Here is a 25,816-nt window from a genome sequence, read left to right as displayed (position 1 = left end):
AAAACCTGCTGGAAAACGGCATTGCGAGGCACCTTCATGCGCCACCTCACCAACCGCGCCGTCAAGTCTTGCTCTTGGACAGCTCCACGCCGAGTTGCTTGAGCTTGCGATACAGGTGTGTGCGCTCCAGCCCCGTCTTCTCGGCCACGCGCGTCATGCTGCCGTGCTCCTTGGCCAGATGGTAGACGAAATAGGCGCGCTCGAAGGCGTCGCGCGCTTCACGCAACGGTACGTCGAACGAGATATCCGGCGTCATGCCCCCAGCGGCGGCCGCGGCGCCGCTCTCCGCGTCGTGTGCGCCAAGCGGGGCGTGATGGGTCGCCGAACCGTTCAGGCCCGCTCCCGCATGACGTGACTCGCTCTCGCCGAACACACCCGCTTCGAGAGCCTCGTCGCCCGCATCGAATGCGCTCGGCGCGCCGCCCGCCGCATCGCGCTTGCCGCGCGCGAGGCCCTGTTCCACCGCCTGCAGCAACTTTTGCAGCGCGATGGGCTTTTCGAGGAAATTGAGTGCACCGATCTTGGTCGCCTCGACGGCGGTGTCGATCGTGGCGTGGCCCGACATCATGATCACGGGCATGGTCAGCAACTGCTGCGCCGCCCACTCCTTGAGCAAGGTCACGCCATCGGTATCGGGCATCCAGATATCGAGCAGCACGAGATCGGGCGTGTGCGCGGCGCGGTAGGCACGCGCTTCCTGCGCGTTCTCCGCCACCTCCACCACATGCCCCTCGTCGCTCAGAATCTCCGAGAGCAGCTCCCGGATCCCCATTTCGTCGTCCACCACCAAAATGGTTGCCATTTACGCTACCTTCGTGTGTTCCGCCGGCTTGTTGCGCGGCAGGTCCTGGTCGTCAGCCAATTGAGTAAACAAGATCGAAATCTGTGCGCCTGCACTGCCTTCGCCCTCGGGAAGTGACCGGTTTCGAATGTCGATGCGTGCCTGGTGTTCGTCGATGATCTTCTTGACCATCGCCAGCCCGAGCCCGGTGCCCTTCGCCTTGGTCGTCACGTACGGCTCGAATGCGCGGGTCAGGATACGTGCCGGGAAACCGGGCCCGTTGTCCGTGATCGTCAGACGCACCGCCGTGCGCTTCGGTTCGCCGGACTCCGTTCCTGCGTATTCTACTGTCTTCGTTTCCACCGTGATAAGAGGGTTTTCGGTTCCGCTGACAGCATCTTGAGCATTCTGCAGCAGATTATGAATAACCTGTCGCAATTGCGTCGAGTCGCCGCGAATCTCCGGCAGGTCGGCGTCGAGGTACGGACGGATCGCACCGCGCCCCTCGTCGACACCATAAAGCGTCAATACCTCGCCGATCAACTCGTTGAGCTGCAGCGGATGCATGATGGCCGGCGGCAGCCGCGCGTAGTCGCGGAAATCGTCGACCATGCGCTTCATCGCCGCGACCTGGTTGACGATGGTCGTGGCGCCCTTGCGCAGCACCTCGGCCTCCGCCGGCGGCAGCTTGTCGGAGAGCTTCATCTGCAGGCGTTCGGCCGAGAGCTGAATCGGCGTGAGCGGATTCTTGATCTCATGCGCCAGCCGGCGCGCGACTTCCGCCCACGCCACCGAGCGCTGTGCGGAAATCACGTCGCTGATGTCGTCGAACACGACCACGTAGCCGCCTCCCGCCCGCATGGGTACCCCCGCCACCGCGACCATCGGCTCGGGCAGATGCGAGCCGCGCACGAGCAGCGTCACGGCATCGGTCTCGCCCGGCAACGTCAGGCCGATCTGTTGCTGCCAATGACCACCTGGGCCGAGATCGGCGTTCGCGTCGCGATCGGCAAACGCGCGGCGCAGCGTCTCGCCGAACTCCACCAGCGCGGGAATATGCGCCGGTGAGCGATTCAGTTCGCCCTGGAAACTCTGCTTGAAGATGCGTTCGGCTCCCGCGTTGGCCGTTGTCAACCGGAAATCACGGTCGAACACGAACACCCCGGCCGTCAGACTCGACAGAATACTCTCCAGGTGAGCTTTCGAACTTTCCAATGCCAGACGGTTGCGCTCCACACTGGCACGCGCGTCCGAGAGCTGGCGCGTCATCGCGTTGAAGGCCTGCGTGAGGAAGCCGAGTTCGTCGTTGGTACGCACTTCGCCCTTGGGCGAGAGGTCGCCCGCCGCGACTTCCTGCGTGCCGCGCGCGAGCAGAAAAAGCGGCCGCGCCAGCTGGTTGCCCAGGGCGAGCGCCAACATCATCGCCACGAACGTGGCGAGAAAGAGCGAGAGCGTCAGCGTGCCGATGTACATCTTGCGCAGACCGGTGCGGCCGAGCGCCTTCTCCTGGTATTCGCGATAGGCGTTCTGCACGGCCTCCGCGTTCTGCGCCAGATTGGCGGGCACCAGTTGCGTGACCTGCAGGAACCGCTCCTCATCCTGCAACGACGACGAGAAGCCGGATGGAATGCGCATCACTACGCGCCAGCGCAGTTGGTCGTCGCCCTGATGCTTGTCGTAACCTTCGCTGCCGCCTTCGATCGCGGTATAGCCGCGCGACTGGGCGCGCGCCTGGCGCAGCATCAGCGGCGTGGGCAGATCGGGCACGAGCGCGTTGAAGCTGCCCGACGCCGACGCCAGCACGCGGCCGTTGCCGTCGACGATGGTCGCGTCCTGCAGGCCGAACTGATCGCGCATGCGCAGCAGTGTGAGCGTGGCGCCCTTGTCGCCGCTGGGGGTAAGGTTGTCGGCCACGAGCTGCGCCTTCGCACTCAGGTCCGAAAGTCCGTTGTTCAGAATCGCGCGGCCGAGTTCGAGCCCGGAGTCGAGCGCCGTCTCCACGCGCACGTCGAACCAGGACTCGATGCTTCGCGACACGAACTGCAGCGACACCAGGTAGATGATGCCGCCCGGCAGCACGCCGACCAGCGCGAAGAAGACCGCGAGCTTGGCAAGCAGGCGCGTGCCGAAACGTCGCTGGCGCAGACGCGCGAGAATGATCCAGACCAGCGCGCCGACGATGAAGATGAAGATGATCGCGACCGCGATGTTCGCCGTGTAGAGCAGCGAATAGTAGCGATCGAAGAATTCGGTGTTGGCCGAGGCCAGCGCGAGCAGGCCGAACAGTCCGATGGCGACGAGCGCCATCGTGACGATCAGCGTGCGAATGACGATGCGCTTGAGCAGGCCGCCGCCATTATTTGACACGGGCGGCTCCAGGCGGCAATGCCGGACTGTAGGCGAGCGGCAGTCTGCCGATCAGATGTGCGTTCGCGGCAGGCACCGTCAGTCCCGCCAGGGTGTCGCTCGCGGATGCATCGGCCGGCAATAGATTCGCCGCGGGGACGCTCGCCGCGCCGCCGGCCGACGGATTCGCCACGGCCGCCGAGGCCACCATCATCACCGGCAGGTTTGCCGCGGCGGCAGGCTGCGAGGGAGAGAACATGAAGCGTGTCCAGTCGGAGCTCAGATTCCAGTCGCGGTTGTTGACGGCGTCGATCTGGAACGGCTTGGGCATCAGTGCGTTGTCGAGCCGCATGCGCACCGAGGCCTGGTACTGCGTGCCCGGCTTGACCACGCCCTTGTCGATGACTCGCCAGCCGCTCACGTTGCGCACGAGCGCCAGCGCTTCGCGCAACGAGCCGAAGCCCAGTTGCAGGCCACCGTTGCTGCTGTTGCCGTTATTGCTGGAGACGCGGTACTGACGCGTGAGCGGCTGAAACCACAGCCGGACGCTCTGCGACGTGGAGACGACCTTCTCGTCGAACCAGTACCAACGCGAGCGTGTGAGTTCGAAGTCAGTCGTGAAATAGAGGGAAATGCCGCGGTTGACGGCGTCCTCGAGGCTGCTGTTGAGTTCGAATGCGAAGCGCGCGTCGAGCGACCAGCCGCCGTCGGCGGGTTCGAGCCGGGCCTCGCGCACCTGAATTTCGTTGTCGGCGCGCGCGGAGCCTGCAAAGCCGAGCGCAAAAGCGCCCAGCAGCAGCGGCAGCAGACAAGCCAGTAGCCGTTGGGAGAAAGTCACCGTTTCTGGAAGCGAGCGTAATAGAAGCCGTCGTGGGCGCCGCCAGGGGTCATCAGCAATTGCCCGGGAGCGTCCAATCGTACCGCATCTGTGCGAACACGTTCAAACCATTGCGCTTGCTTTTCGTTTTCCGCGGGAAAGACGGAGCACGTGGCGTAGATGAGTTCACCACCCACGGCGAGCGTATCCCAGAGTGCAAGCAGAATGCGGCGCTGTTCTTCGACCAGCGCGCCGATGTCGGCCGCCCGACGCAGCCAGCGAATGTCCGGATGGCGACGCACGATCCCGGCCGCCGAGCACGGGACATCGGCCAGAATGCGATCGAACGGCACGCCGTCCCAGCCGCCACCGGACCACTTGGCGGGATTGCCGGCGTCGCCGATGCGCACATCCGCGCTCAGTCCGAGCCGCTCGAGGTTTTCATGGATGCGCGGCACGCGCGTGCGATCGGATTCGAGCGCGGTGACCTGTACGTCGGCCATCTCCAGCAGATGGCCGGTCTTGCCGCCGGGGGCGGCGCAGGCGTCGAGCACGCGCATGCCCGCGCGCGGGTTCTCGCCGAGCACCAGCGGCGCGGCGAGTTGCGCACCGGCATCCTGCACGGACACCCAGCCGTCGGCAAAGCCGGGCAGGCGCTCCACCGGCACCGCTTGCGCGAGCCGCAGCGCGACCGGACCGATCGCCTCCGCCTCCATGCCGGCAAGCGACAGGCAGGCCTTCATGGCCGCCACGCTGATGCGCCGCGTGTTCACGCGCAACGTCATCGGACCACGGCTGTCGCCGGCGCGGAGCAATGTCTCCCATTGATCCGGATAGGCCTCGCGCACCGTGTCGATCCACCACGCCGGGTAATTCCAGCGCGCTTCGGGCTGCGTGGCGATCTCGGCCATCAGCGCCTCGCGCTCGCGCAGGAACCGGCGCAGCACGGCATTGGCCAACCCCTTCGCGGCAACGGTGCGACGCTGGGCGGCAATGGCCTCCACGGCCTGATCGACGACGGTAAATTCGGTGTACGCAGCATCTTCGGCGTCATCCTGAAGCAAGGCGAGAGCGCACAACAGGATGTCCCGCACGCGCGCCTGCAACGCAGGTTTGACGAGCACGGCGAGCAACGCGCGGCTGCTGCCGAGGCGACGCACGGCGCGATAGGCCAGGTCCTGCGCGGCAGCGCGCACGGTCGGCGCGCACTGCGTGGTGGCTTGTGCCAGCGCTTGCGGCAACGCGGTGCCCTTCTGGACGGCTTCGAGGGCCTGCGCGGCGCGCTGCAGCGCATAGGCCAGGGATTCGGAGGGCAGGCTCGGTTGCGGCATGGCTTTCTACAAACAAACATGCCCGCGCGACGGCGGGCATGGGGGCTATCGGACGGCTGTCGGGCGACAGGATAGCAGACTGAGGGGAGTCGGCCGAGCGTGGTGCTCGTCCCGGCCATAGCGCACGCCACACGTGAGGTCAGCCCTCACTTTCATGGCCTCGATGGCCGGACGTGTCGCCTCCGGGGCGCGTCAGACCGGGTACTGGCCGGTGCGCGCCATTTCCATCAGACGCGCGATACGTTCTTCGGTCGCCGGGTGCGTCGAGAACAGATTGGCGATCGCGCCGCCGGAGAGCGGATTCATGATCATCATCTGCGCGGTGGCCGGGTGCTGCTCGGCCGCCGCGAACGGAATGCCCTGCGCATAGCGGTGAATCTTGTCGAGCGCCATCGCGAGCGCTTGCGGGTCGCCGGAGATTTCCGCGCCGCCACGATCGGCCTCGAATTCGCGCGCGCGCGAGATCGCCATCTGGATCAGCGACGCGGCCAGCGGCGCCAGAATCGCGACGGCAATGCTTGCGATCGGGTTCGCCGGGCGGCCGTTCTCGTCGCGTCCACCGAAGAACATCGCGAAGTTGGCGAGCGCGGAGATCGCACCGGCCATGGTGGCGGAAATCGTCGAGATGAGGATGTCGCGGTGCTTCACGTGCGCCAGCTCGTGCGCCATCACGCCGCGCAGCTCACGGTCGGAGAGCACGCGCAGGATGCCGGTCGTGGCAGCCACGGCCGCATTCTCGGGATTGCGGCCGGTCGCGAACGCGTTGGGCGCATCCTCGTTGATGAGGTAGACCTTCGGCATCGGCAGCCCGGCACGCTGCGAAAGCTCGCGCACCATGTTGTAGAACTGCGGCGCACTCGTCTCGTCGACTTGCTGCGCGTTATACATGCGCAGCACCATCTTGTCCGAGAACCAGTACGAAAAGAAATTCATCGCGAGCGCGAACGCCAGCGCGAGCATCATGCCCTGCCTGCCGCCGATCATGCCGCCGACCACCATGAACAACGCGGTGATGGCCGCCATCAGCAGGGTGGTCTTCATCCAATTGAACATGGTGTTCTCCTCTGCAAATCCTGATGACCCGAGGAATGCACGCACAGTGCGCGTCCTCGGGCGTTAGATGGCGACGGCCAGCGAAAATTCAACAACGGTTCTGCCGATTCCCACGTTTTCGGAAGTTTCGGGGCGTTTGCCGGCGTATTCACCGACGTTTTGCGCCGTTTTCGCAACGTTTTGCGACACAAAATCGGCGTGACACGACAACGTCATCGCATCTGCGCCTCGCCGGAAACGAACACGTCGCCCGGCGTCAGCGCGAAGCCGGCGAGGAATTCGCGCACCGGCAGGCGCTTGCCGCCGGGCTTCTGGCATTCCGTCACACGCAGCGCGCCTTCGCCGCAGGCGATGACGACGGCGTCAGCGCTCACTTCGAGCACGGTGCCGGGCGCCGTCCCCGGCTTGCCGGCTACCGGGCCGGCTCGCCACAGCTTGACCGGCGTGGCGTGCACCGTACCGAGGGCACCGGGAAAGGGATCGAAAGCGCGCACCTGGCGGGAGAGCGCCGCGGCGGATTTCGTCCAGTCGAGCACCGCTTCGTGCTTGGCGATCTTCTCGGCGTAGGTCACGCCCGCGTCCGGCTGGGGTTCGGCGCTCAGACGGCCGTCGCGCGCAAGCTGTTGCAGAGCCTCGACGATCAGCTTGCCGCCAAGCGCCGCCATGCGGTCATGCAGCGTTGCCGTCGTGTCGTCGCCGGCGATCGGCAGCGCTTCGCGCAGAATCATTGCACCGGTGTCGAGCCCCGCGTCCATCTGCATGATGGTGATGCCGGTCTCGGCATCGCCCGCCTCGATGGCTCGGTGAATGGGCGCCGCCCCACGCCAGCGCGGCAACAGCGAACCGTGGATGTTCAGGCAGCCGTAGCGCGGCAGGTCGAGCACCTCCTGCGGCAGGATCAGACCGTAGGCAGCCACCACCATGACGTCCGGCGACAGGGCGCGCAGTTGGTCGATGGTTGCCGCAGCCTCCTCGGGATACTTGCCATTGCGACGCAGCGACGGCGGTTGCGCCACCGGCATATCGTGCGCTTGTGCATAGCGTTTGACCGGGCTGGCCTGCAGCTTCATTCCTCGGCCTGCGGGCCGATCTGGCTGAGTAAGCACCAACTCAACAGGAAAACCTGCGGCGTCGATGGCGGCGAGCGCGGTCTGGGCGAATTCCGGCGTACCGGCGAAAACGATGCGAAGCGTCATGAACTTCCTCCTGCTAACGCTGTGACTGGCTCTGGCTTGCCGCGACTTAGCCGGCGGCGCCCGGCACGACGAACGCGCGGAAACGTTCGTTGGTGTCGCCCGCGCGACCGCCCTGCCAGATCTCGCGCCAGCCGGCCGGCACGTCGATGCGCGCACCCGCCTTGTCCAAGACGAGCAACACGCCGCAGCGCGACGCCTGCGCGAGATCGGGCAACTGCACCGGCCGCAGATCGATGAAATAGTCGAGCATGGCGCGCTCCGACTCGCCGACGTTGAACGAGCCGACGCATGCGTTGGCCGTCGGCGGTACGTGCTGGGTGAGCGCCGCACGCAGCGCCGCGAAGGGCACGCGATAGCTGCGCGCCTCGTTCACCCACGGCAGCAACAGCGTCGAGAGCGTTCCCCACACGAACATCAGGCCGGCGAAACCGAAGACGAGCGCCCCCAGTTGACGACGATGGACGATGGCCGCCGCCCACAATGCCGCGACACCCACGGCCGCGAGCACGAGGCCCGGCGAGAACGGCAGCACGTAGTCGAGCGGTAGCCATTTGCCGATCGGCCCGGCGGCGACGTGACCGTGGCCGGTCAATTGCAGGCCCCAGCGCACCCATAGGAACAATCCCAGCACGCTCATCAGCACGAGCGCCACACCGGACCACGTCTTCTCCAGCCATGCCGGCAGACGCACACCCGCACCGAGCACCGCGATGGCCGGAAACAGCGGCAGCATGTAGATATCGCGAATGGCCGACGAAACCACCAGCGTCAACAGGAACAGCGCCACGTACAACCAGAGCATCGCCAGTTCGGGACGCTCGCCGACGAAGCGGCGCACGCCACCGTCGCGCAACTGCGCGATCAATGCGCCAAGCGCCAGCCATCCGGCGGGGAACGTCAGGCCGATCAGGCTCGTCAAGTCGTTCCAGTACGATTTGCGCTCGCCGCCCAGGTGGACGAAACCGAAGAAGCGGCCGAAGTTATTGTCCCAGAACCATTCGATGAAGAGCGGCTCGGACGCATGCCAGAACAGCACTGGCCAGACGATCAGCCAGGGCAACGCGGCGAGCACCGCCCACGCGAGCGCAGCGGCATAGCGGCGTGTGCGATACGCGGGCACCACGAGCACGGCCAGCGCCGTGAGACCGAGCACGCCGGGCACGAGCAGGCCCTTGCTCAGAAACGCAATCCCCGCGCCGGTGCCGAAGAGCAATCCCCACCGTCGCGCGGCGTTTTCCGCGCGAGCCAGGCGCGCGAGCGCCGCCAGCGCCAACGCGGTGCCGGCCATTTGCGGCACGTCGGCCGTGAGCTTGTGAATGTTCTCGATGGCGCCGAAGCTGCCGACCATCAGCATGGGGGCGAGCCACTGGAAGGTGGCGGCGCCGTGTGCATGGTTCACGTCCCGCGCACCATACAGCCGTTGCGCAAGGCGGCCGACGCACAGCACGGCGACAACGAGCCAGGCGAGCACGGCAAGTTGCGCACCGTCGAAGACCGGCAGCACGCCGGAGGCGAGTCGCGCGAAGATGGCGCCCGTCCAGTACATGACGGGAGGCTTCTCGACGAACGGATCCGCGGCCACATGGGGCACGATCAGGTCATGGCCGCGGAAGAAATTGAGCACCATGCCGACGGAGTACGGCTCGTCGGCCTTCCAGGGGTCGCGATCGAACAGCCCGGTCAGCAGGAAGGCGAACAGCAGTGCGGCACTCAGCCGGTAGATCGTGCGAGCGCGGGACGACGACGAAGAAATGGCGATGGACATCTCGGCAAACAGTCGGGAATTGGCCCGACGGCAGACGTTCGAGACGCCCCGTCGCAGCAGCGAAAGGCGGACGCAAGGTCCGCGAGCGCTGCAAGTATAGAGGGTTTTACCGGACGCGCCCACGCCGCGCGCCCCGGCATCAGGCGCGCACGGCCTGCTTTTTCATCTTCTGCTTGATGCGATTGCGCTTGAGCGGCGAGAGGTATTCGACGAACACGCGGCCTTTGAGGTGATCCATTTCGTGTTGAATGCACACGGCGAGCAGGCCATCGGCGTCCAGTTCGAATTCCTCGCCCTTTTCGTTGAGCGCGCGCACCCGAACACGGTCGGCGCGCTCGACTTCGTCATAGATGCCGGGCACCGAAAGGCAGCCCTCTTCGTAGACCTTTTGTTCGTCGCTGCGCCACACGAGTTTCGGATTGATGAAGACGCGCAGTTCATCGCGCGTCTCCGAGAGGTCCATCACGATGACCTGCTCGTGCACGTCGACCTGCGTGGCGGCAAGGCCGATGCCGGGCGCGTCGTACATGGTCTCGGCCATGTCCTTGACGAGCTGGCGGATCCGGTCGTCGACTTCGGCCACCGGTTTGGCGATCTTGTGCAGACGCGGATCGGGATATTGAAGGATTGTCAGTAATGCCATGATGAAAAACGGGAATTCGCCGCATTGCCGCGCGTGGGCCTGGAAACACACAATCATGCGATGGCCGATGCGTCGCGGTGCCCGCGCCGCCGTTTCCGCCAACCTTGGCCCCCCGGTCAATGCTTACCGGATGATGAAAAATTTTAACATAGCGCCCTCGCCCCCGCTGACGCATGACGAGCACTCTCCCGCCTCGCCGGCATTGCCCGGCGCGGATCTCGACGTCGATCGAACGGCAACCGTCGCCGGCGAGGACGACCCTGCGGTGCACGATGCCGAACAGATCGGTGCGAACCACGCGGAAATCAAGGACTGGCTGCGGCTGTGCCACACGCCGGGCGTGTCCGGCGCGGCGGTGCGGCGTCTGTTGGCGGCATTCGGCCCGCCCGATGTCATCTTCCGGACGTCCGCCGCCCGGCTCGGCAATGTGCTTCCGCCGGAACTCGTCGCACGACTGCTCGCCCGCCCGTCGCCCGAGCTCGACGATCAGATCGCCCGCACGCTCGACTGGGCGAGCCGTTCCGGCTGTGCGGTGGTGACGCTGTCCGAGTGCGCCTACCCGCGCGCGTTGCTGGCACTGGGCGACGCGCCGCCCATCCTCTATTGCCGTGGCGACGCTTCGCTGCCGAATCGCGCCCTGACGGCGGCGGCCATCGTCGGCAGCCGCCGGGCCACGCCGCAGGGGCGGGAGAACGCCCGGCATTTCGCCCGCGCGCTCGGTGACGCCGGCGTCACCGTGGTATCGGGTCTCGCCGCCGGCATCGACGCGGCGGCCCACGAAGGCGCCGTGGAGACGGCGGGTAGCACATGTGCGGTCGTCGGCACCGGCGTCGACGTCATCTATCCATCGCGGCACGACGCATTGGCGCAACGCATCGCCGAGCGGGGCCTGCTGCTCTCGGCTTTCCCGATCGGCACGCCGCCGCGGCCGGATCATTTTCCTCGTCGAAATCGCCTGATCGCCGCGCTCTCGCGCTGCACCGTCGTGGTCGAAGCGGCCACACAGTCCGGCTCGCTCATCACGGCTCGGCTGGCGGGCGAACTCGGGCGCGACGTCCTGGCCGTGCCCGGCTCCATCCACGCACCGCAAAGCCGGGGCTGCCACACGCTGATCCGCGACGGCGCAACCCTCGTCGCCTCGCCTGACGACGTCCTCGAGGCCTTGGGCATCGACCGCCCGACGGTAAGCGTGGCGAGCACCGCCCCGGCCGGCGCCCGCCGCCGGGCGACCACCGATAGGCAGCGTGCGCACAGCGGTAGGCGCGACGCGGCCCGGTCGGCGCCCGCCACCCACGTCGAACCCGCCGGGAACGCACCCGGCCTGTCGCGTGTCCATGCCGGCATGGCAACGCCGGGCGCCGCAGCAGTTCTCGAAGCGCTGGGTTATGATCCGGTCAGCGCCGACACCCTGTGCGAGCGCACCGGCATGCCAGTCACCGCGGTGCTTGCACAGTTGGGCCTGCTGGAGCTCGGCGGACGGATCGTTCGCCTGCCGGGCGGCCAGTTTGCCCGGCTCGATGGACCGGAGGCCTGAGCGCGTCGGAGCCATCGGCCGCCCGGGACCACCCGGCACTCGATCATCGATCACGGTCGGCCGCCCACGGCGGGCCACGACACCAACACCACAGACACCATGCCCGTTCTTGATCCCGTCGCCGACCGATCCGCGCTGGCCGCCCTGCTGAGCGATGGCAACACTCGCCTCGTGGCCTGCCTGTGCGCGGCGTGGTGCGGTACGTGCCGCGAATACCGGGAGACGCTGGAGCAGTTGGCGGCGCATCATCCCGAACTGTGCTTCGTCTGGGTGGATATCGAGACGCACGCCGACTGGCTCGACGACCACGACATCGAGAACTTTCCGACCGTTCTGGTTCAGGATGCCCGCCAGCATGCCGGACAGGCCCGGTTCTTCGGGCCGGTGCTGCCTGCCATGGGCATTCTCGAGCGCATGCTCGACGCCCGCGTGCTGGGCGACGCCACTGTCGCCGCTCCCGCGCTGCGCGAGCACCTGCTGGCCTGAGCGCGACTGTCCCGGCCGGCCTTCGCGCAGGGCGGACCGGCGCGTGAGCCCCGGGCGGGCGGCGGCCTTGCCGACGGCTTGCGACGCGCTTATGATGTGCCGCTTTCGGGTACGCCTTGTGCCCGATCCGACGGCAACGCCGGCTTGGCTATATGTTATAAAGCCAACGAATGTCGCCTGGCGACACCTCCTCAACATTACCTAACGTCATGTCAAAAGCTCTGATCATTGCCGAGAAACCGTCTGTCGCGAATGACATCGCGCGGGCGCTGGGCGGCTTTACCAAGCATGACGAGTACTTCGAGAGCGACGATTACGTCGTCTCGTCGGCGGTTGGCCACCTCGTCGAAATCGGCGCGCCGGAAGACTATGAAGTCAAACGCGGCAAGTGGAGCTTCGCCAACCTTCCCGTGATTCCCCCCCACTTCGACCTCAAGCCGATCGCCAAGAGCGAGTCGCGCCTGAAGGTGCTCACCCGCCTGATCAAGCGCAAGGACGTGGACGTCCTGATCAATGCTTGTGACGCGGGGCGCGAAGGTGAGCTGATTTTCCGCCTGATCGCGCAACACGCGAAGGCGAAGCAGCCCGTCAAGCGTCTGTGGCTGCAGTCGATGACCCCGCAGTCGATCCGCGACGGCTTCAAGCGCCTGCGCAGCGACGGCGACATGCTGCCGCTCGCCGACGCCGCGCGCAGCCGCGCCGAAGCCGACTGGCTCGTCGGCATCAACGGCACGCGCGCCATGACCGCCTTCAACAGCAAGGGCGGCGGCTTCTTCCTCACAACGGTCGGTCGCGTGCAGACACCGACGCTGTCGATCGTGGTCGAGCGCGAAGAGAAGATCCGCAAGTTCGTCTCGCGCGACTATTGGGAAGTGAAGGCCGAGTTCGTCGCGTCGGCAGGCTTCTACGAAGGCCGCTGGTTCGACCCGAACTTCAAGCGCAACGAATTCGATCCGGAACAGCGCGACTCGCGTCTGTGGAGCCTGGCCGCGGCCGAGTCGGTCGTGGCGGCCGTGCGCGGCAAACACGGCACGGTGACCGAGGAGTCGAAGCCCACGACGCAACTCTCGCCGCTGCTCTTCGACTTGACGAGCCTGCAGCGCGAAGCGAACGGCCGCTTCGGTTTCTCCGCGAAGAACACGCTGGGTCTGGCGCAAGCGCTGTACGAAAAGCACAAGGTGCTCACGTACCCCCGTACCGACGCGCGCGCACTGCCGGAAGACTATCTGGCCACCGTCAAGGAGACGATGGCCGTGCTCAAGGAGAGCAACAACTATCATCAGTTCGCCAACCAGGTCCTGACCAGGGACTGGGTCAAGCCGAATAAGCGGATCTTCGACAACAGCAAGATCAGCGACCACTTCGCCATCATCCCGACGCTGCAGGCGCCGAAGAACCTCTCCGAGCCGGAGCAGAAGCTCTACGACCTCGTGGTCAAGCGCTTCCTCGCCGTGTTCTTCCCGGCGGCCGAGTATCAGGTGACGACCCGCATCACGGAAGTCGTGGGGCATCACTTCAAGACCGAAGGCAAGGTGCTGGTGAACGCCGGCTGGCTCGCGGTCTACGGCAAGGAAGGCGCGGGCGACGGTAAAGAGAACAAAGCGGGCAAGGAGGATCAGCCGAACCTCGTGCCAGTCGCCAAGGACGAGAAAGTCGGGGTGGACAAGGTCGAGGCCGTGGGTCTGCAGACCAAGCCGCCCGCACGCTACAGCGAAGCCACACTGCTCTCGGCGATGGAAGGCGCGGGCAAGCTCGTCGAAGACGGCGAACTTCGCGAGGCAATGGCAGGCAAGGGTCTGGGCACGCCGGCCACGCGCGCGGCCATCATCGAAGGCCTGCTCACGGAAAAGTACCTCGTGCGCGAAGGCCGCGAGCTGCATCCGACGGCCAAGGCGTTCCAGCTCATGACGCTGCTGCGCGGCCTGGGCGTGGACGAACTCACCTTGCCCGAGCTCACGGGCGAATGGGAAGCCAAGCTCTCGCAGATCGAGCGCGGCGGCCTCAAGCGCGACGAGTTCATGCACGAAATCGCGCAGATGACGCAGACCATCGTCAAGCGCGCGAAGGAATACGATTCGGACACGATCCCCGGCGACTATGCGACCCTCACCACTCCGTGCCCGCATTGCGGCAGCGTGGTCAAGGAGAACTATCGCCGATTCGCGTGTACGAACTGCAGCTTCTCGATCTCGAAGATTCCGGGTGGACGCCAGTTCGAAATCCCGGAAGTCGAAGAGCTTCTGAAGAACAAGACGATCGGGCCGCTGTCGGGCTTCCGCAGCAAGATGGGACGCCCGTTCTCGGCGATTCTCAAGCTCTCGCCCGACGACGAGATGGGTTACAAGCTCGAGTTCGATTTCGGTCAGGACAACGGCGACGAAGACGGCGAAGCGCCGGACTTCACGGGTCAGGAGCCGGTCGGCAAGTGCCCGAAGTGCGGTGGGCGCGTGTTCGAACACGGCATGCGCTACGTGTGCGAGAACGCCGTGGCCAACCCGAAGACGTGCGATTTCACCTCGGGCAAGGTGATTCTGCAGCAGGAAATCTCGCGCGAGCAGATTCACAAACTGCTCACCGAAGGGAAGACCGACCTGCTGACGAACTTCAAGTCGTCGCGCACGGGTCGCACGTTCAAGGCCTACCTGGCCAAGCAGAAGGACGGCACCATCGGCTTCGAATTCGAGGCCAAGGCACCGAAAAAGACGGCCGCGAAGGCAGCCGACGGCGAGGGTGACGAGAAAGCCGCGCCCGCGCGCAAGACCGCGGCGAAGACTGCTGCCACGAAGGCGCCTGCGAAGAAGGCGGCAGCGCGCAAGACGACGGCGAAGCCCAAGACGACGAGCAGCAAGGCGGCACCGTCCGACGACGCCTCGTTCGACGACGACGCACCATTCTGAGCGCGTATCGGGACTGCACGACAGGGTCCCGATCCAACGGGGTAATGAAAATGACCGCTTCCCTTGCAGGAAGCGGTCATTTTGCCTTATGGCTGCGATGCAGCGCCGCTCAGCCCAACCGGTTCGGTCGGCGCGGCGTCACACCGGTATTTCGGAAATGGGCGTGGTCGGCGACGGCAGCTTGGGCGGCACCCAGCGCTCGGCGGCCGAAATACCTTCGTTCTGGCGGAAATATTCAACCGTCAGATCGATGAAACCGCGTGTCTTCGCCGACAGATACTTGCGGCTTGGGTAGACGAGCGAGACGTCGATGGGCGTTTGCGTGTAGTTGCGCAGCAGTGCGACGAGGTCGCCGTCGCGCACGTCGTTGCCAACGAGGTACGACGGCAGGAACGCAATGCCGTGCCCCAGCAACACCGACTGACGCAACAATGCCGTGTTGTTGCAGATGAACTTGTTCTGCACTCGCACACGCACTTCGCCATCGGGGCCGGAAAATACGCGGTCGTCGCTCCAGAAGTCGTTCGGCAGGCCAAGCACGCCATGCTCGCTCAGCTCCTGCGGCGTCACCGGCTCGCCGTGCTCGGCAATGTAGGCTGGCGAAGCGCACAGCATCACGCGCGTCTCGGCAAGCACGCGCGAAATCAGGCTTTCGCTGTTGATCATGCGCGTGAGCAGAATGCCGCAGTCGTAGCCTTCCTCCACCAGATCGATGGCGCGGTCGGTCAACGTCAGGTCGACCACCACCTTGGGATGCATTTCCTGGTACTTCTTGACGAGCGGCGCGAGGTTGCGCAGGCCGAACGAGACCGGCGCGACCACCTTGAGCGTGCCCTTCGGATCGCGCGACGCGCTGGAGATGAGGGCGTCGGCCTCGTCGACTTCATCGATGATCTGACGGCAACGTTCGAGATACACCTGCCCTGCGCCCGTGAGTGACAGGCTGCGCGTGGTGCGGTTGAGCAGACGAACGCCGAGATGCGATTCCAGTTCCGCGACGTGCCGCGTGACCACGGCGGCCGACAGATCCATCTGGGCAGCCGTGCGGGCGAAGCTCCCGTTGTCGGCCACCTTGACGAAAACGCGCATCGATTGCAGACGGTCCATGTTGTTTCCAAACGTGATGTGCCGCGTCGTTCCGGCAAAGACCAGCAAGGGCGGACCGGAGTTTCACCGGTTCTGCGGGTTCCCACAGGCATCAGGCGGACCGCCGCCCCGAACTGTTTCGGGGATGCGCCGCGCGGCCGCCAGGGCTGTCGACGCGGCGGGACTTCAATAAGACGTTAGCTTACCGTACGTCGCCAAAATTTGCCTGACATGGCAATGAATTTGGCGCATGGCCGCCACGCGTCTTGCTACGCATGAACGTCGGCGTGATGCCCAATTTCGTGCAGACCGGCTCGACGTGCTGGCCGCCCCTGGGCGTCCGTGGCGCTCCACGGCATGCGGGCGGCGGCAGCGAGGTGTTTGACGCAAGTCAGGGCGGCGCGTTCATCGCGACGCTACAGTGCCATGTCACCTTCGTAACCGGCCTGGAGCCGACTTCGTCATGAATCCCCTGCCATTGATGCCGCCGCGTTGCGTCAGCGCCGCGGCGACGAACACCGCTCATGGGTGTCCCGGCTGCACGTCGCACGACGCGGCCGCCGGCGAACTGCAGACGCCGTGCAAGTCGCGCACGACGCCCGGTGCACCGTCGATCTCGCCTTCCGCGCCGGCCTACTTCGACGCACAGTTGCTGCGTCGCTACGATGTGAATGGCCCGCGCTACACGTCGTACCCGACGGCACTGCAATTTCACGACGATTTCAGCGTCGAGGATTACGCTCGCGCTGCCGCGCAGTCCAAGCGCACGGGCAAGCCGCTCTCGCTCTACGTGCATGTTCCGTTCTGCGATACCGTGTGCTTCTACTGTGCCTGCAACAAGATCGTCACCGGCAACCGTGCGCACGCACAGGCGTACGTCGAGCGACTGCACGCCGAGATTGCACGGCAGGCGTCGCTGCTCGGCGCCGGCCGCAAGCTGGCGCAGATGCACTGGGGCGGCGGCACGCCGACGTTTCTCTCGCTGGAACAGATCGCCTCGCTCGTCGACACCATCAGCCGTCAGTTCGTGATGGCAAGCGACGACAGCGCCGAATACGCTATCGAGATCGATCCGCGCAGTGCAGGCCCGACGTCGATTCGTGCCCTGCGGGCCCTCGGCTTCAACCGGTTGTCGATCGGCGTGCAGGACTTCGATCCCCGTGTGCAGGAAGCCATCCATCGCGTGCAGCCGCGCGCGCTCGTCGAGGCCACACTCGACGCGGCACGAGGCAGCGGCTTCCGTTCGATCAACTTCGACCTGATCTACGGTCTGCCATACCAAACGCCCGAATCATTCTCGAACACGCTCGACGCCGTGATCGACATGGCGCCCGACCGTCTGTCGGTGTTCAGCTACGCGCACCTGCCGCAGCAGTTCAAGATGCAGCGCCGTCTGCCCGATACGCTGCCCGACGGCGCGCAGAAGCTCGCGCTGCTGCAGACGATCATCGCGCGGCTGACCGATGCCGGTTACCTCTACATCGGCATGGATCACTTCGCACGTCCCGACGACGAGCTCGCGCACGCGCAGGCGGCCGGCACGCTGCATCGTAACTTCCAGGGCTACAGCACGCGTGCGGACTGCGATCTGATCGGCGTGGGCATGTCGTCCATCGGGCGCATCGGCGATAGTTATGCGCAGAACGCCAAGACCCTGAAGGCCTATTACGAGGCGATCGACGCGGGCGGACTGGCAATCACGCGCGGCGTGCGGCTCACGGCGGACGACCGGCTCCGCCGCGACGTGATTTCCGGTCTGATGTGCCATATGACGCTGGATTTCACGACCATCGAGCAGGCGCACGAGATCGATTTCGTCACGTACTTTGCCGACGAACTCGGTGAGATGGCCGATCTGGCCGCCGATGGTCTCGTGAGCCTCGATGCGCACGGACTGCGCGTGCTACCGGCGGGGCGCCTGCTGGTGCGCGTCATCGCGCAGGTGTTCGATGGCTATCGCCGAAGCGCGGCCAACGCGCACTGCGCAAAGGTGATGTAAAAGTGATGTGATGCAGAGCCTCGGGCGAGGCGCTGCATCGTCGCCCGGGCACCGATCCAAGTCCGCAAGCCAGGACGCCCGATGGATGCCACCGGGCGTTTTTCATCACCGACGCATGGCGCGCGGCAGGCGTTCAGCAGCAGCGTCCGCCGCTCTTGCCGCCGTAGCGCGCTTCCTGACGCTCCCGGAAGAACGCCTCATAGCTCATGACCGGACGATCCGGGTGCGTGGCGCGCATGTGCGCCACGTACGTGTCGTAATCGGGCAGGCCGACCATCAACCGCATGGCCTGTCCCAGATATCGGCCGACCTTACCGAGTTCGCTACCGACGTCGTCGAGCATGGCATCTCCCGTTCGCCTCAGACCTGACGGCCTGCGGGCATCGGCTCGAACGGCGTTTCCTTGGCCGTCGGCTTGCCGGCGTTGCGCGCCACGATGACGGTGCGCAGACCGAACACCACCACGGCCACCACCACGAACATGAACACGCCGGCGAGCGTCGCGTCCACGTAGTCGTTGAACACGATCTGCTGCATCTGCGCCATCGACTTGGCCGGTGCGAGCAGCTTGCCGTCAGCCAGAGCTGCCTGATACTTGGCCGCGTGGGCCAGGAAGCCGACCTTCGGATCCGGATCGAACATCTTCTGCCAGCCAGCCGTGAGCGTGCAGGCGAGCAGCCACAGCGTCGGCAGGATCGTCACCCAGGCGAAGCGCTCGCGCTTGAGCTTGAAGAGCACGCACGTGGCGAGCGTCAGCGCAATGGCGGCGAGCATCTGGTTGGAGATGCCGAAGAGCGGCCACAGGGTATTGATGCCGCCGAGCGGATCGACCACGCCCTGATACAGGAAATAACCCCAAGCGGCCACGCAAAGCGCCGTCGCGATCAGGTTGGCGGGCAGCGATTCGGTGCGCTTGAGCGACGGCACGAAAGTGCCAAGCAGATCCTGCAGCATGAAGCGCCCGGCGCGCGTGCCGGCGTCGACGGCCGTCAGGATGAACAGCGCTTCGAACAGGATCGCGAAGTGGTACCAGAAGGCCATCATCGCTTCGCCGCCAACCACCTGGTGCAGGATGTGCGCCATGCCGACGGCGAGCGTCGGTGCGCCACCGGCGCGCGAAATGATCGTGTGTTCGCCCACGGCCTGTGCCGTGGCCGTCAACACGTCCGGCGTGATGGTGAAGCCCCAGCCGGAGACGACTTGCGCCACGGCTTCCGGCGTCGTGCCGATCACGGCCGCCGGGCTGTTCATCGCGAAGTACACCCCCGGGTCGATCACCGACGCCGCCACCAGCGCCATGATGGCCACGAACGACTCCATCAGCATGCCGCCGTAACCGATGAAACGCGCGTTGACTTCGTTATCGAGGAGCTTCGGCGTGGTGCCCGACGAGATCAGGGCATGAAAACCCGACACGGCGCCGCACGCGATCGTGATGAAGAGGAACGGGAACAGCTTGCCCGACCATACCGGACCGCTGCCGTCGACGAACTGCGTGAGCGCAGGCATCTTCAGCTCCGGCGCGACAACCAGAATGCCGATCGCGAGGGCCAGGATCGTGCCGATCTTGAGGAACGTCGACAGATAGTCGCGCGGCGCGAGCAGCAGCCACACCGGCAGGACCGAGGCGATGAAGCCGTAGCCGATCAGCATCCACGTCAGTTGCTTGCCGTCGAACGTAAACAGCGGCGCGAGCGCGGCGCTGTCGTGCACGCTCTGACCGAAGTAGATCGCGGCCATGAGCATGACGAAGCCGATGATCGACACTTCGCCGATGCGGCCCGGGCGGATGAAGCGCGTGTACACGCCCATGAACAGCGCGATCGGAATGGTCAGCCCGACGGTGAACGTGCCCCACGGCGACCCGGTCAGTGCCTTGACCACGATCAGCGCGAGCACCGCGAGGATGATGATCATGATGAGGAACGCGCCGAACAGCGCGATCACGCCGGGAATCATGCCGAGTTCGGACTTCACGAGGTCACCCAGCGAGCGGCCGTCGCGGCGCGTGGAGATGAACAGCACCATGAAGTCCTGCACGGCGCCGGCGAACACCACGCCGGCAAGAATCCACAGCATGCCCGGCAGGTACCCCATCTGCGCGGCGAGCACGGGACCGACGAGCGGGCCGGCACCGGCAATCGCGGCGAAGTGATGACCGAACAGCACGTAGCGGTTGGTCGGCACGTAATCCAGGCCGTCGTTGTGACGCCAGGCGGGCGTCATGCGTGTGCCGTCGAGCTGCGCGACGCGCGTGGCGATGAACTTGCTGTAGAAGCGATAGGCGATCAGATAAACGCAGATGGCTGCGATCACGATCCAGAGTGCGCTGACGGTTTCGCCGCGCGAGAGTGCCACCGTGCCGAGCGCGCACGCGCCGACGATGGCCACGGCTGCCCAGGGCAGTTGTTGCCAGATGCGATTCATTGTCTCTCCTCGGAACTGCCTCCTTAGGGCAGCAATTCCGGGACGGCGCCGTTGCGGCACTGTCCCGCCTCTTGTATCGACGTCGCGACGACGCCGTGAAACGTGGCACACCCGCACCCGTATTGCCCCTCTTTGCGGGGGTCTGGGTGCAGCGAAGGCCGATAACGCGAACTTGTGAATGACTTGCGGTTGCGCAAGGTCCGGAGCAAGAACGCCGGGCTCCGAGATTCGTCCGGGAGACGCACTCGGCAGCCCCAGCCACGATTCGCCGTGTAGTATTGGCGTTTGCCCGCCGTGCCACAAGCGCGGAACTACGCAGGCGAACTACGTGCTATTACGTAGCGAACGCCTGCCAAATGCCCACCGCAGCACGCGGCGGCATTGCAGGCTTTTCGATTGCCATGAATCTCCGACAGAAATTTTTCGTCCTTGCGCTGCTACCCGTTGCGCTCGCGATGGTCGCCATCGCGCTGGCCGTGCGCTATCAGGGAAACGAGCTCGCGCGCGCGCAACACGAAGCGGTGCAGACCGCGTTACTGGCCAACAAGCGGGCCGAGCTGCTGCATTACGTGGGGCTCGCACGCAACGCCATCGAACCGCTCTACAACGGCCCCGATACACCCGCCGCACGCGAAGCGGCGCTCGCCACGCTTGCGCGCATGGAGTTCGGCAAGGACGGCTATTTCTTCGTCTACGATCTCGACGGCAAGAGTCTGATGCACCCGCGACAACCCGAACTCGTCGGTCACAACCTCTGGACACTCAAGGACGAATCCGGCGCCCCCACGATCCAGCGCCTGATCGGCGCCGCGCGTTCCGGCGGCGGCTATGTGCAATACGCGTGGGAAAAGCCGTCGTTGCAGCACATGGCGCCGAAGCTCGGCTACGTGATCGCTTTGCCGCGCTGGAACTGGATGATCGGCACCGGCATCTATCTCGACGATGTCGAGGCCACGCTGCGACAATCGGACGATCGCGCGCAGGCCAACATCGATCGCACGCTGATCTGGATCACGCTCATCGCTTCGTCGTGTCTGGCCATCGTGGGCCTGTGCGGGCTCGTGGTGAACATCACCGAACTGAAGACGGCCGACGCGAAGTTACGCCAGCTCGCACGCCAGGTCGTGGAGTCCCAGGAGGTGGAGCGCTCGCGGATTTCTCGCGAACTGCACGACGGCATCAGCCAGTTGCTCGTATCGGTCAAGTTGCTGCTCGAGTCGGCCTCGATGCGGCTGCCCGGCTCGCCCGCGGCAGCGAGCACCACGCTGGGCGTGGCGATCGACCGTCTGAACGGCACGCTCGGCGAGGTGCGACGCATTTCGCAGGCGTTGCGTCCGGCCATGCTCGACGATCTGGGCCTTGCCGCAGCCATCGACCAACTCGCGCGGGAGTTCGGCTCGCACGCCGGGCTGCCTGTCGAGATGAACGTCGAAGGCGAAGCGCCTGCGCTCGACGACAACATCAAGACGATGCTGTTCCGTATCGCGCAGGAAGCGCTGACCAATATCGAGCGGCACGCGCAGGCGTCGCGCGTATCGATCCTGCTCGTCTTCAAGACCGACGGCATTCATCTGGCGATCGCCGACGACGGGCGCGGCTTCGACGTGACCGACGTGCATCACAATCCCCGGCACGGCATCGGCCTGCGCAACATGCGCGAGCGACTCGACGCCGTGGGCGGTGTTCTCGGTGTTCAATCCTGGCCCGGCCTCACCACCATCAGTGCGTGGGTGCCGCTCACGCCCGCCGCCGCCAAAGCGGCGCTTCGTGCAACCTCCCGCAAATGATGCAAGCTCACCCTATCCGATTGCTGTTGATCGACGATCACCCGCTGGTACGCGACGGCCTGCGCGCGCGATTCGAGGCGACCCCCAACCTGCAAGTGGTCGGCGAAGCCGGCAATGCGCAGGAAGCGCTGGCCCGCGCCAAGACGTCGTCACCCGATCTCGCGCTGATGGACATCAGCATGCGCGGCACGAACGGCATCGAGTTGACCGCCCTCTTCCGCGAACAGTTTCCGCATATCGCCGTGCTGATTCTGTCGATGCACGACAACGCCGAGTATGTGCGTCAGGCGGTACGTGCCGGGGCACGCGGCTATGTCCTCAAGGATGCGCCCGCCCATGAGATCGTGACGGCCATCGAGCGTGTCGCGCGCGGTGATGCCTACTACAGCGCCGCGATCGCCGCGCGCGTGGTACAGGCCTCGACGGCGCATGCCCCGATCGATTCGCTCACGCCTCGCGAGCGCGAAATCCTGTCGCGCATCGCTCGCGGACTGGCGAACAAGCAGATCGCGACGGAGATGGATCTGTCGGTGCGGACCGTGGAGACGCATCGACTCAACATCAAACGCAAGCTCGGCATCGAAGGTCAGGCCGAGCTGATCAAGTTCGCGGTGGAGAACCGGCTCTGAGCCCCCGGGGTGACAGTAAACCGTCGCGGCCTCGCCAATCAATGAAGAAACGGGTTGTATACCTCCACGCCGGTCTCGCGGAAATCCTTGACGTTTCGAGTGACGACGACGAGCCGATGCACCCGCGCCGTGGCAGCGAGCAATTTGTCGACAGGATGCTGCTGGTGAGGCACGCGCAGGCGTGCCCATTCGTAGCAGATCTTCAAATCGACCGGCAGCGTGTATCGGATATGGTCGAATCGCACCGACTCGACCCAGTTATCGATCAGCGCAGCCTGACGGAGGTCATTTCGATGTCTCAGCAACAGCGCCCCTCGGTGCATTTCCCCCAACGTAATGACCGAAAGGTAGCGTGGCACTCCCCGAGTGTTCGTGTCGCGAATGAACCGTTGCACGCCGAGGTCGCCGCCACCGCCCTTCCTGCATTCGCTGATCACATTGGTATCCAGCAGATACATCTCGGTTCTCATTCGCCTTAATTGACGCGCTCGAAATCGCTGTCGAGCCCGACATTGGGGAAATGCAGGATCGCTTCGCCAAGACACCGAAAGCCGGGATGCTTCGGCAGGCTGTTCAGCATCGACAGCGCCTCTTCCTCCAGCGTTCGCTGATGTATCACCGCCCGTGTGCGGATCGACCTCATAAGCTCATCATCGATTCCTTCGATCAATAACATGTGCATCACGTCCTCCATTTATTCGTAGTCCAGATTCCACTGCAACGACACCCCACAGAAGAAATGCTATCACCGAGCCTCGCTCGGAATCTCCCGAAAACCTTGATCCACGGGGCTTTCGGAAGGATCACAAGACACGGAAACATCCATAAAAAATCCCATCGAAGTTTCCCTCGATGGGATCGTTGCGACTTACGGCGATGGATGCCGGATCAGCCGGCCGCAATCACGGCCTTCCCGCGCCGGCGATCGATCTTCGCCTCGTCCTCAGGCATTCAGACGGCGCTCGATATCGGCCTTCGTATCGAGCAGCGCTTGCGGCAGACGATGCTTGAGCGTCTCGAAGAGCTCGGCGTGGAGCTTGAGTTCCTCGCGCCACGCCGCCGGATCCATCGACGTTACGTCGTCGAACTGCGCCTGCGTGAACGACAAGCCGTTCCAGTTCAGATCTTCGTAGCGCGGCGTGATGCCGAACGCGTTTTCCTCGCCCTTTGCCGTGCCGTCGATACGGCCCAGCATCCAGGCCAGCACGCGCATGTTTTCGCCGAAGCCCGGCCACACGAACTTGCCGTCTGCGCCCTTGCGGAACCAGTTCACGCAGTAGATCTTCGGCAGCTTCGCCCCTGTCTTGCCGAGATGCGCGCCGGTATCGAGCCAATGCTGGAAGTAGTCGGCCATGTTGTAGCCGCAGAACGGCAGCATCGCGAACGGGTCGCGGCGCACCACACCTTGCTGGCCCGCGGCGGCGGCGGTCGTCTCCGAGCCCATCGTCGCGGCCATGTAGACGCCTTCGGTCCAGTCGCGCGCCTCGGTCACAAGCGGCACGGTCGTCGAACGGCGGCCGCCGAAGATGAACGCGTCGATAGGCACACCGGCCGGGTTTTCCCAGTCGGGATCGATCGACGGACATTGCGCGGCAGGCGCCGTGAAACGCGAGTTCGGATGCGCCGCCTTGCGACCCGTCTCCTTCGCGCTTTCCGGCGTCCAGTCCTGGCCCTGCCAGTCGATCAGGTGCGCCGGCGGCGTATCGGTCAGACCTTCCCACCACACGTCGCCGTCATCGGTGAGTGCAACGTTCGTGAAGATCACGTTCTCGCCCAGCGTGGCGAGCGCGTTCGGGTTGGTCTTCTGGCTCGTGCCCGGGGCCACGCCGAAGAAGCCTGCTTCCGGGTTGATCGCATAGAGACGTCCGTCCTTGCCCGGCTTGATCCACGCGATGTCGTCGCCGATGGTCTCGACCTTCCAGCCCTCGAAACCCTTGGGCGCGATCAGCATCGCGAAGTTGGTCTTGCCGCAGGCCGACGGGAATGCCGCGGCCACGTGGTACTTCCTGCCCTCCGGCGACGTCACGCCGAGGATCAGCATGTGCTCCGCGAGCCAGCCTTCGTCGCGGCCCATCTTCGAGGCAATGCGCAGCGCGAAGCACTTCTTGCCCAGCAGTGCGTTGCCGCCGTAGCCCGAGCCATAGCTCCAGATCTCGCGCGTTTCCGGAAAATGAACGATGTACTTCGTGCTGTTGCACGGCCACGCCACATCCTTCTCGCCGGCCGCGAGCGGCTTGCCGACGGAATGCACGCACGGCACGAATTCGCCGTCGTCGCCCAGCACGTCGTACACCGCGCGCCCCATGCGCGTCATGATGCGCATGTTCACGGCCACGTACGGCGTATCCGACAGTTCCACGCCGATGTGCGCGATGGGCGACCCGAGCGGCCCCATCGAGAACGGCACGACGTACATCGTGCGCCCGCGCATGCAGCCCTGGAAGAGCCCGTCGAGGGTGCTGCGCATTTCGCCCGGAGCGATCCAGTGATTGGTCGGACCGGCGTCCTCGCGCTTTTCGCTGCAGATGAACGTACGGTCTTCCACGCGTGCGACGTCCGACGGATCGGACAGCGCGAGGAACGAGTTGGGACGCTTGGCGGGGTTGAGCCGCTTCATCGTTCCGGCCGCAACCATCTGTTCGCACAGACGGTCGTACTCCTCCTGCGAGCCGTCGCACCAGACGACGCGCTCGGGCTGCGTGATCGCCGCAATGCTCGACACCCAGTCGATCAGCTTGCGGTGACGCACCCACGAGGGCAGATCACGAGTGGCGACATTGGACGAGGAGGAGGTGTTGAGCGCATTGGCGCTCACACTGGCTTGAGTCATGGGGGTTGTCTCCATGCAGAGTCGGTAAATCGGAGCGGACGATGAACGTCCGTCGCGCGGGCGCCTTTCTGCCTTTCGGCTCGGGTTTCGCCGGGCGACCCGATCCGGTTGGGGATACCGGACGGGCGTCATTGCCCCGACGAAGGCCCGGCGCACCCGGATGACCGGCGCGCGCGGACCCTGGCCGCATGAAATAGGGAGCGCGCCGC

At 65.3% G+C, this 25,816-nt stretch carries 19 protein-coding genes and 1 pseudogene; 6 read left to right on the top strand and 14 right to left on the bottom strand.

Features of this window, described 5'->3' with window-relative positions:
- Positions 1 to 61: 61 nt before the first annotated feature.
- The 8 genes and pseudogenes from RO07_RS00750 to def all read right to left on the bottom strand — a co-directional run bounded on the left by RO07_RS00750 (position 62) and on the right by def (position 9,932).
- Entirely contained in the window at positions 62 to 802 is a 741-nt protein-coding gene (locus tag RO07_RS00750) for a response regulator (RefSeq protein ID WP_039407196.1), read from the bottom strand.
- A complete protein-coding gene (locus RO07_RS00745) occupies positions 803 to 3,088 on the bottom strand; it encodes a sensor histidine kinase (RefSeq protein ID WP_269466456.1) in 2,286 nt (761 codons plus the stop codon).
- A gap of 274 nt (positions 3,089 to 3,362) precedes the next feature.
- A pseudogene (locus RO07_RS26475) lies at positions 3,363 to 3,965 on the bottom strand (DUF4390 domain-containing protein); the annotation flags it as partial.
- The gene (rsmB, locus tag RO07_RS00735; RefSeq protein ID WP_039407190.1) at positions 3,962 to 5,275 is read right to left on the bottom strand and encodes a 16S rRNA (cytosine(967)-C(5))-methyltransferase RsmB; all 1,314 of its coding nucleotides are present in this window, start codon (positions 5,273 to 5,275) and stop codon (positions 3,962 to 3,964) included. The gene rsmB and the pseudogene RO07_RS26475, both read right to left, overlap by 4 nt.
- Before the next feature lie 192 nt (positions 5,276 to 5,467).
- Entirely contained in the window at positions 5,468 to 6,328 is an 861-nt protein-coding gene (gene htpX / locus RO07_RS00730; RefSeq protein ID WP_039407189.1) for a zinc metalloprotease HtpX, read from the bottom strand.
- A 212-nt stretch (positions 6,329 to 6,540) separates the two neighbouring features.
- On the bottom strand, positions 6,541 to 7,524 hold the full coding sequence (fmt, locus tag RO07_RS00725) for a methionyl-tRNA formyltransferase (protein WP_039407186.1): 984 nt from the start codon (positions 7,522 to 7,524) through the stop codon (positions 6,541 to 6,543).
- A 46-nt stretch (positions 7,525 to 7,570) separates the two neighbouring features.
- Positions 7,571 to 9,289, bottom strand: coding sequence for an ArnT family glycosyltransferase (locus RO07_RS00720; protein WP_052266912.1), 1,719 nt, complete (start codon positions 9,287 to 9,289; stop codon positions 7,571 to 7,573).
- Positions 9,290 to 9,428: 139 nt separating this feature from the next.
- On the bottom strand, positions 9,429 to 9,932 hold the full coding sequence (def, locus tag RO07_RS00715) for a peptide deformylase (RefSeq protein ID WP_039413780.1): 504 nt from the start codon (positions 9,930 to 9,932) through the stop codon (positions 9,429 to 9,431).
- A 130-nt stretch (positions 9,933 to 10,062) separates the two neighbouring features.
- Here def and dprA point away from each other — a divergent pair, with 130 nt between their 5' ends.
- From dprA to RO07_RS00700, 3 genes are all read left to right on the top strand, one after another.
- Positions 10,063 to 11,466: a DNA-processing protein DprA gene (gene dprA / locus RO07_RS00710; RefSeq protein WP_237171352.1), complete on the top strand. Its 1,404-nt coding sequence runs from the start codon at positions 10,063 to 10,065 to the stop codon at positions 11,464 to 11,466.
- Positions 11,467 to 11,565: 99 nt separating this feature from the next.
- Positions 11,566 to 11,952, top strand: coding sequence for a thioredoxin family protein (locus RO07_RS00705; protein WP_052266911.1), 387 nt, complete (start codon positions 11,566 to 11,568; stop codon positions 11,950 to 11,952).
- A 209-nt stretch (positions 11,953 to 12,161) separates the two neighbouring features.
- The gene (locus RO07_RS00700; RefSeq protein ID WP_039407184.1) at positions 12,162 to 14,849 is read left to right on the top strand and encodes a DNA topoisomerase III; all 2,688 of its coding nucleotides are present in this window, start codon (positions 12,162 to 12,164) and stop codon (positions 14,847 to 14,849) included.
- Positions 14,850 to 14,987: 138 nt separating this feature from the next.
- On the opposite strand, the gene RO07_RS00695 is transcribed toward RO07_RS00700, so the two are convergent.
- Positions 14,988 to 15,956 carry a LysR family transcriptional regulator gene (locus RO07_RS00695; protein ID WP_039407182.1) on the bottom strand — a complete coding sequence of 323 codons (969 nt, stop codon included), beginning with the start codon at positions 15,954 to 15,956 and terminating at the stop codon, positions 14,988 to 14,990.
- Positions 15,957 to 16,398: 442 nt separating this feature from the next.
- Between RO07_RS00695 and hemN the strand changes: the two genes are divergently transcribed.
- Positions 16,399 to 17,934 carry an oxygen-independent coproporphyrinogen III oxidase gene (gene hemN / locus RO07_RS00685; RefSeq protein ID WP_237171351.1) on the top strand — a complete coding sequence of 512 codons (1,536 nt, stop codon included), beginning with the start codon at positions 16,399 to 16,401 and terminating at the stop codon, positions 17,932 to 17,934.
- A gap of 133 nt (positions 17,935 to 18,067) precedes the next feature.
- On the opposite strand, the gene RO07_RS00680 is transcribed toward hemN, so the two are convergent.
- Positions 18,068 to 18,277 carry a YbdD/YjiX family protein gene (locus tag RO07_RS00680; RefSeq protein ID WP_039407176.1) on the bottom strand — a complete coding sequence of 70 codons (210 nt, stop codon included), beginning with the start codon at positions 18,275 to 18,277 and terminating at the stop codon, positions 18,068 to 18,070.
- Between the two features lie 17 nt (positions 18,278 to 18,294).
- The gene (locus RO07_RS00675) at positions 18,295 to 20,361 is read right to left on the bottom strand and encodes a carbon starvation CstA family protein (RefSeq protein WP_039407174.1); all 2,067 of its coding nucleotides are present in this window, start codon (positions 20,359 to 20,361) and stop codon (positions 18,295 to 18,297) included.
- A gap of 401 nt (positions 20,362 to 20,762) precedes the next feature.
- On the opposite strand from RO07_RS00675, the gene RO07_RS00670 reads away from it, so the two are divergent.
- Positions 20,763 to 22,148: a cache domain-containing protein gene (locus RO07_RS00670; protein ID WP_039413770.1), complete on the top strand. Its 1,386-nt coding sequence runs from the start codon at positions 20,763 to 20,765 to the stop codon at positions 22,146 to 22,148.
- Positions 22,145 to 22,777, top strand: coding sequence for a response regulator (locus RO07_RS00665; protein WP_115089003.1), 633 nt, complete (start codon positions 22,145 to 22,147; stop codon positions 22,775 to 22,777). The genes RO07_RS00670 and RO07_RS00665 overlap by 4 nt, the downstream gene beginning before the upstream one ends.
- A gap of 38 nt (positions 22,778 to 22,815) precedes the next feature.
- Here RO07_RS00665 and RO07_RS00660 read toward each other — a convergent pair whose 3' ends face one another.
- From RO07_RS00660 to RO07_RS00650, 3 genes are all read right to left on the bottom strand, one after another.
- Positions 22,816 to 23,235 carry a type II toxin-antitoxin system VapC family toxin gene (locus RO07_RS00660; protein ID WP_039407169.1) on the bottom strand — a complete coding sequence of 140 codons (420 nt, stop codon included), beginning with the start codon at positions 23,233 to 23,235 and terminating at the stop codon, positions 22,816 to 22,818.
- Positions 23,236 to 23,252: 17 nt separating this feature from the next.
- Positions 23,253 to 23,471 (bottom strand): hypothetical protein, encoded by a 219-nt coding sequence (locus tag RO07_RS00655; RefSeq protein WP_039407166.1) that lies wholly within the window; start codon positions 23,469 to 23,471, stop codon positions 23,253 to 23,255.
- Positions 23,472 to 23,720: 249 nt separating this feature from the next.
- Positions 23,721 to 25,607: a phosphoenolpyruvate carboxykinase (GTP) gene (locus RO07_RS00650; RefSeq protein WP_039407164.1), complete on the bottom strand. Its 1,887-nt coding sequence runs from the start codon at positions 25,605 to 25,607 to the stop codon at positions 23,721 to 23,723.
- Between the last annotated feature and the right edge of the window lie 209 nt (positions 25,608 to 25,816).

This window comes from Pandoraea pulmonicola (assembly GCF_000815105.2).
Classification (GTDB): domain Bacteria; phylum Pseudomonadota; class Gammaproteobacteria; order Burkholderiales; family Burkholderiaceae; genus Pandoraea; species Pandoraea pulmonicola.
Note: the sequence above shows the minus strand (reverse complement) of the source record. Positions and strands in the feature narration are given on the sequence as shown.

Bases quoted from the DNA above. Each gene is read 5' to 3' on its own strand.
- htpX (WP_039407189.1), bottom strand. From the start codon at position 6,328: ATGTTCAATTGGATGAAGACCACCCTGCTGATGGCGGCCATCACCGCG.
- RO07_RS00705 (WP_052266911.1), top strand. From the start codon at position 11,566: ATGCCCGTTCTTGATCCCGTCGCCGACCGATCCGCGCTGGCCGCCCTG.
- RO07_RS00700 (WP_039407184.1), top strand. From the start codon at position 12,162: ATGTCAAAAGCTCTGATCATTGCCGAGAAACCGTCTGTCGCGAATGAC.
- RO07_RS00665 (WP_115089003.1), top strand. From the start codon at position 22,145: ATGATGCAAGCTCACCCTATCCGATTGCTGTTGATCGACGATCACCCG.
- RO07_RS00670 (WP_039413770.1), top strand. From the start codon at position 20,763: ATGAATCTCCGACAGAAATTTTTCGTCCTTGCGCTGCTACCCGTTGCG.
- hemN (WP_237171351.1), top strand. From the start codon at position 16,399: ATGAATCCCCTGCCATTGATGCCGCCGCGTTGCGTCAGCGCCGCGGCG.
- RO07_RS00675 (WP_039407174.1), bottom strand. From the start codon at position 20,361: ATGAATCGCATCTGGCAACAACTGCCCTGGGCAGCCGTGGCCATCGTC.
- RO07_RS00695 (WP_039407182.1), bottom strand. From the start codon at position 15,956: ATGGACCGTCTGCAATCGATGCGCGTTTTCGTCAAGGTGGCCGACAAC.
- RO07_RS00660 (WP_039407169.1), bottom strand. From the start codon at position 23,235: ATGTATCTGCTGGATACCAATGTGATCAGCGAATGCAGGAAGGGCGGT.
- RO07_RS00680 (WP_039407176.1), bottom strand. From the start codon at position 18,277: ATGCTCGACGACGTCGGTAGCGAACTCGGTAAGGTCGGCCGATATCTG.
- RO07_RS00655 (WP_039407166.1), bottom strand. From the start codon at position 23,471: ATGGAGGACGTGATGCACATGTTATTGATCGAAGGAATCGATGATGAG.
- RO07_RS00650 (WP_039407164.1), bottom strand. From the start codon at position 25,607: ATGACTCAAGCCAGTGTGAGCGCCAATGCGCTCAACACCTCCTCCTCG.
- dprA (WP_237171352.1), top strand. From the start codon at position 10,063: ATGATGAAAAATTTTAACATAGCGCCCTCGCCCCCGCTGACGCATGAC.
- RO07_RS00720 (WP_052266912.1), bottom strand. From the start codon at position 9,289: ATGTCCATCGCCATTTCTTCGTCGTCGTCCCGCGCTCGCACGATCTAC.
- RO07_RS00750 (WP_039407196.1), bottom strand. From the start codon at position 802: ATGGCAACCATTTTGGTGGTGGACGACGAAATGGGGATCCGGGAGCTG.
- rsmB (WP_039407190.1), bottom strand. From the start codon at position 5,275: ATGCCGCAACCGAGCCTGCCCTCCGAATCCCTGGCCTATGCGCTGCAG.
- fmt (WP_039407186.1), bottom strand. From the start codon at position 7,524: ATGACGCTTCGCATCGTTTTCGCCGGTACGCCGGAATTCGCCCAGACC.
- RO07_RS00745 (WP_269466456.1), bottom strand. From the start codon at position 3,088: ATGGCGCTCGTCGCCATCGGACTGTTCGGCCTGCTCGCGCTGGCCTCG.
- def (WP_039413780.1), bottom strand. From the start codon at position 9,932: ATGGCATTACTGACAATCCTTCAATATCCCGATCCGCGTCTGCACAAG.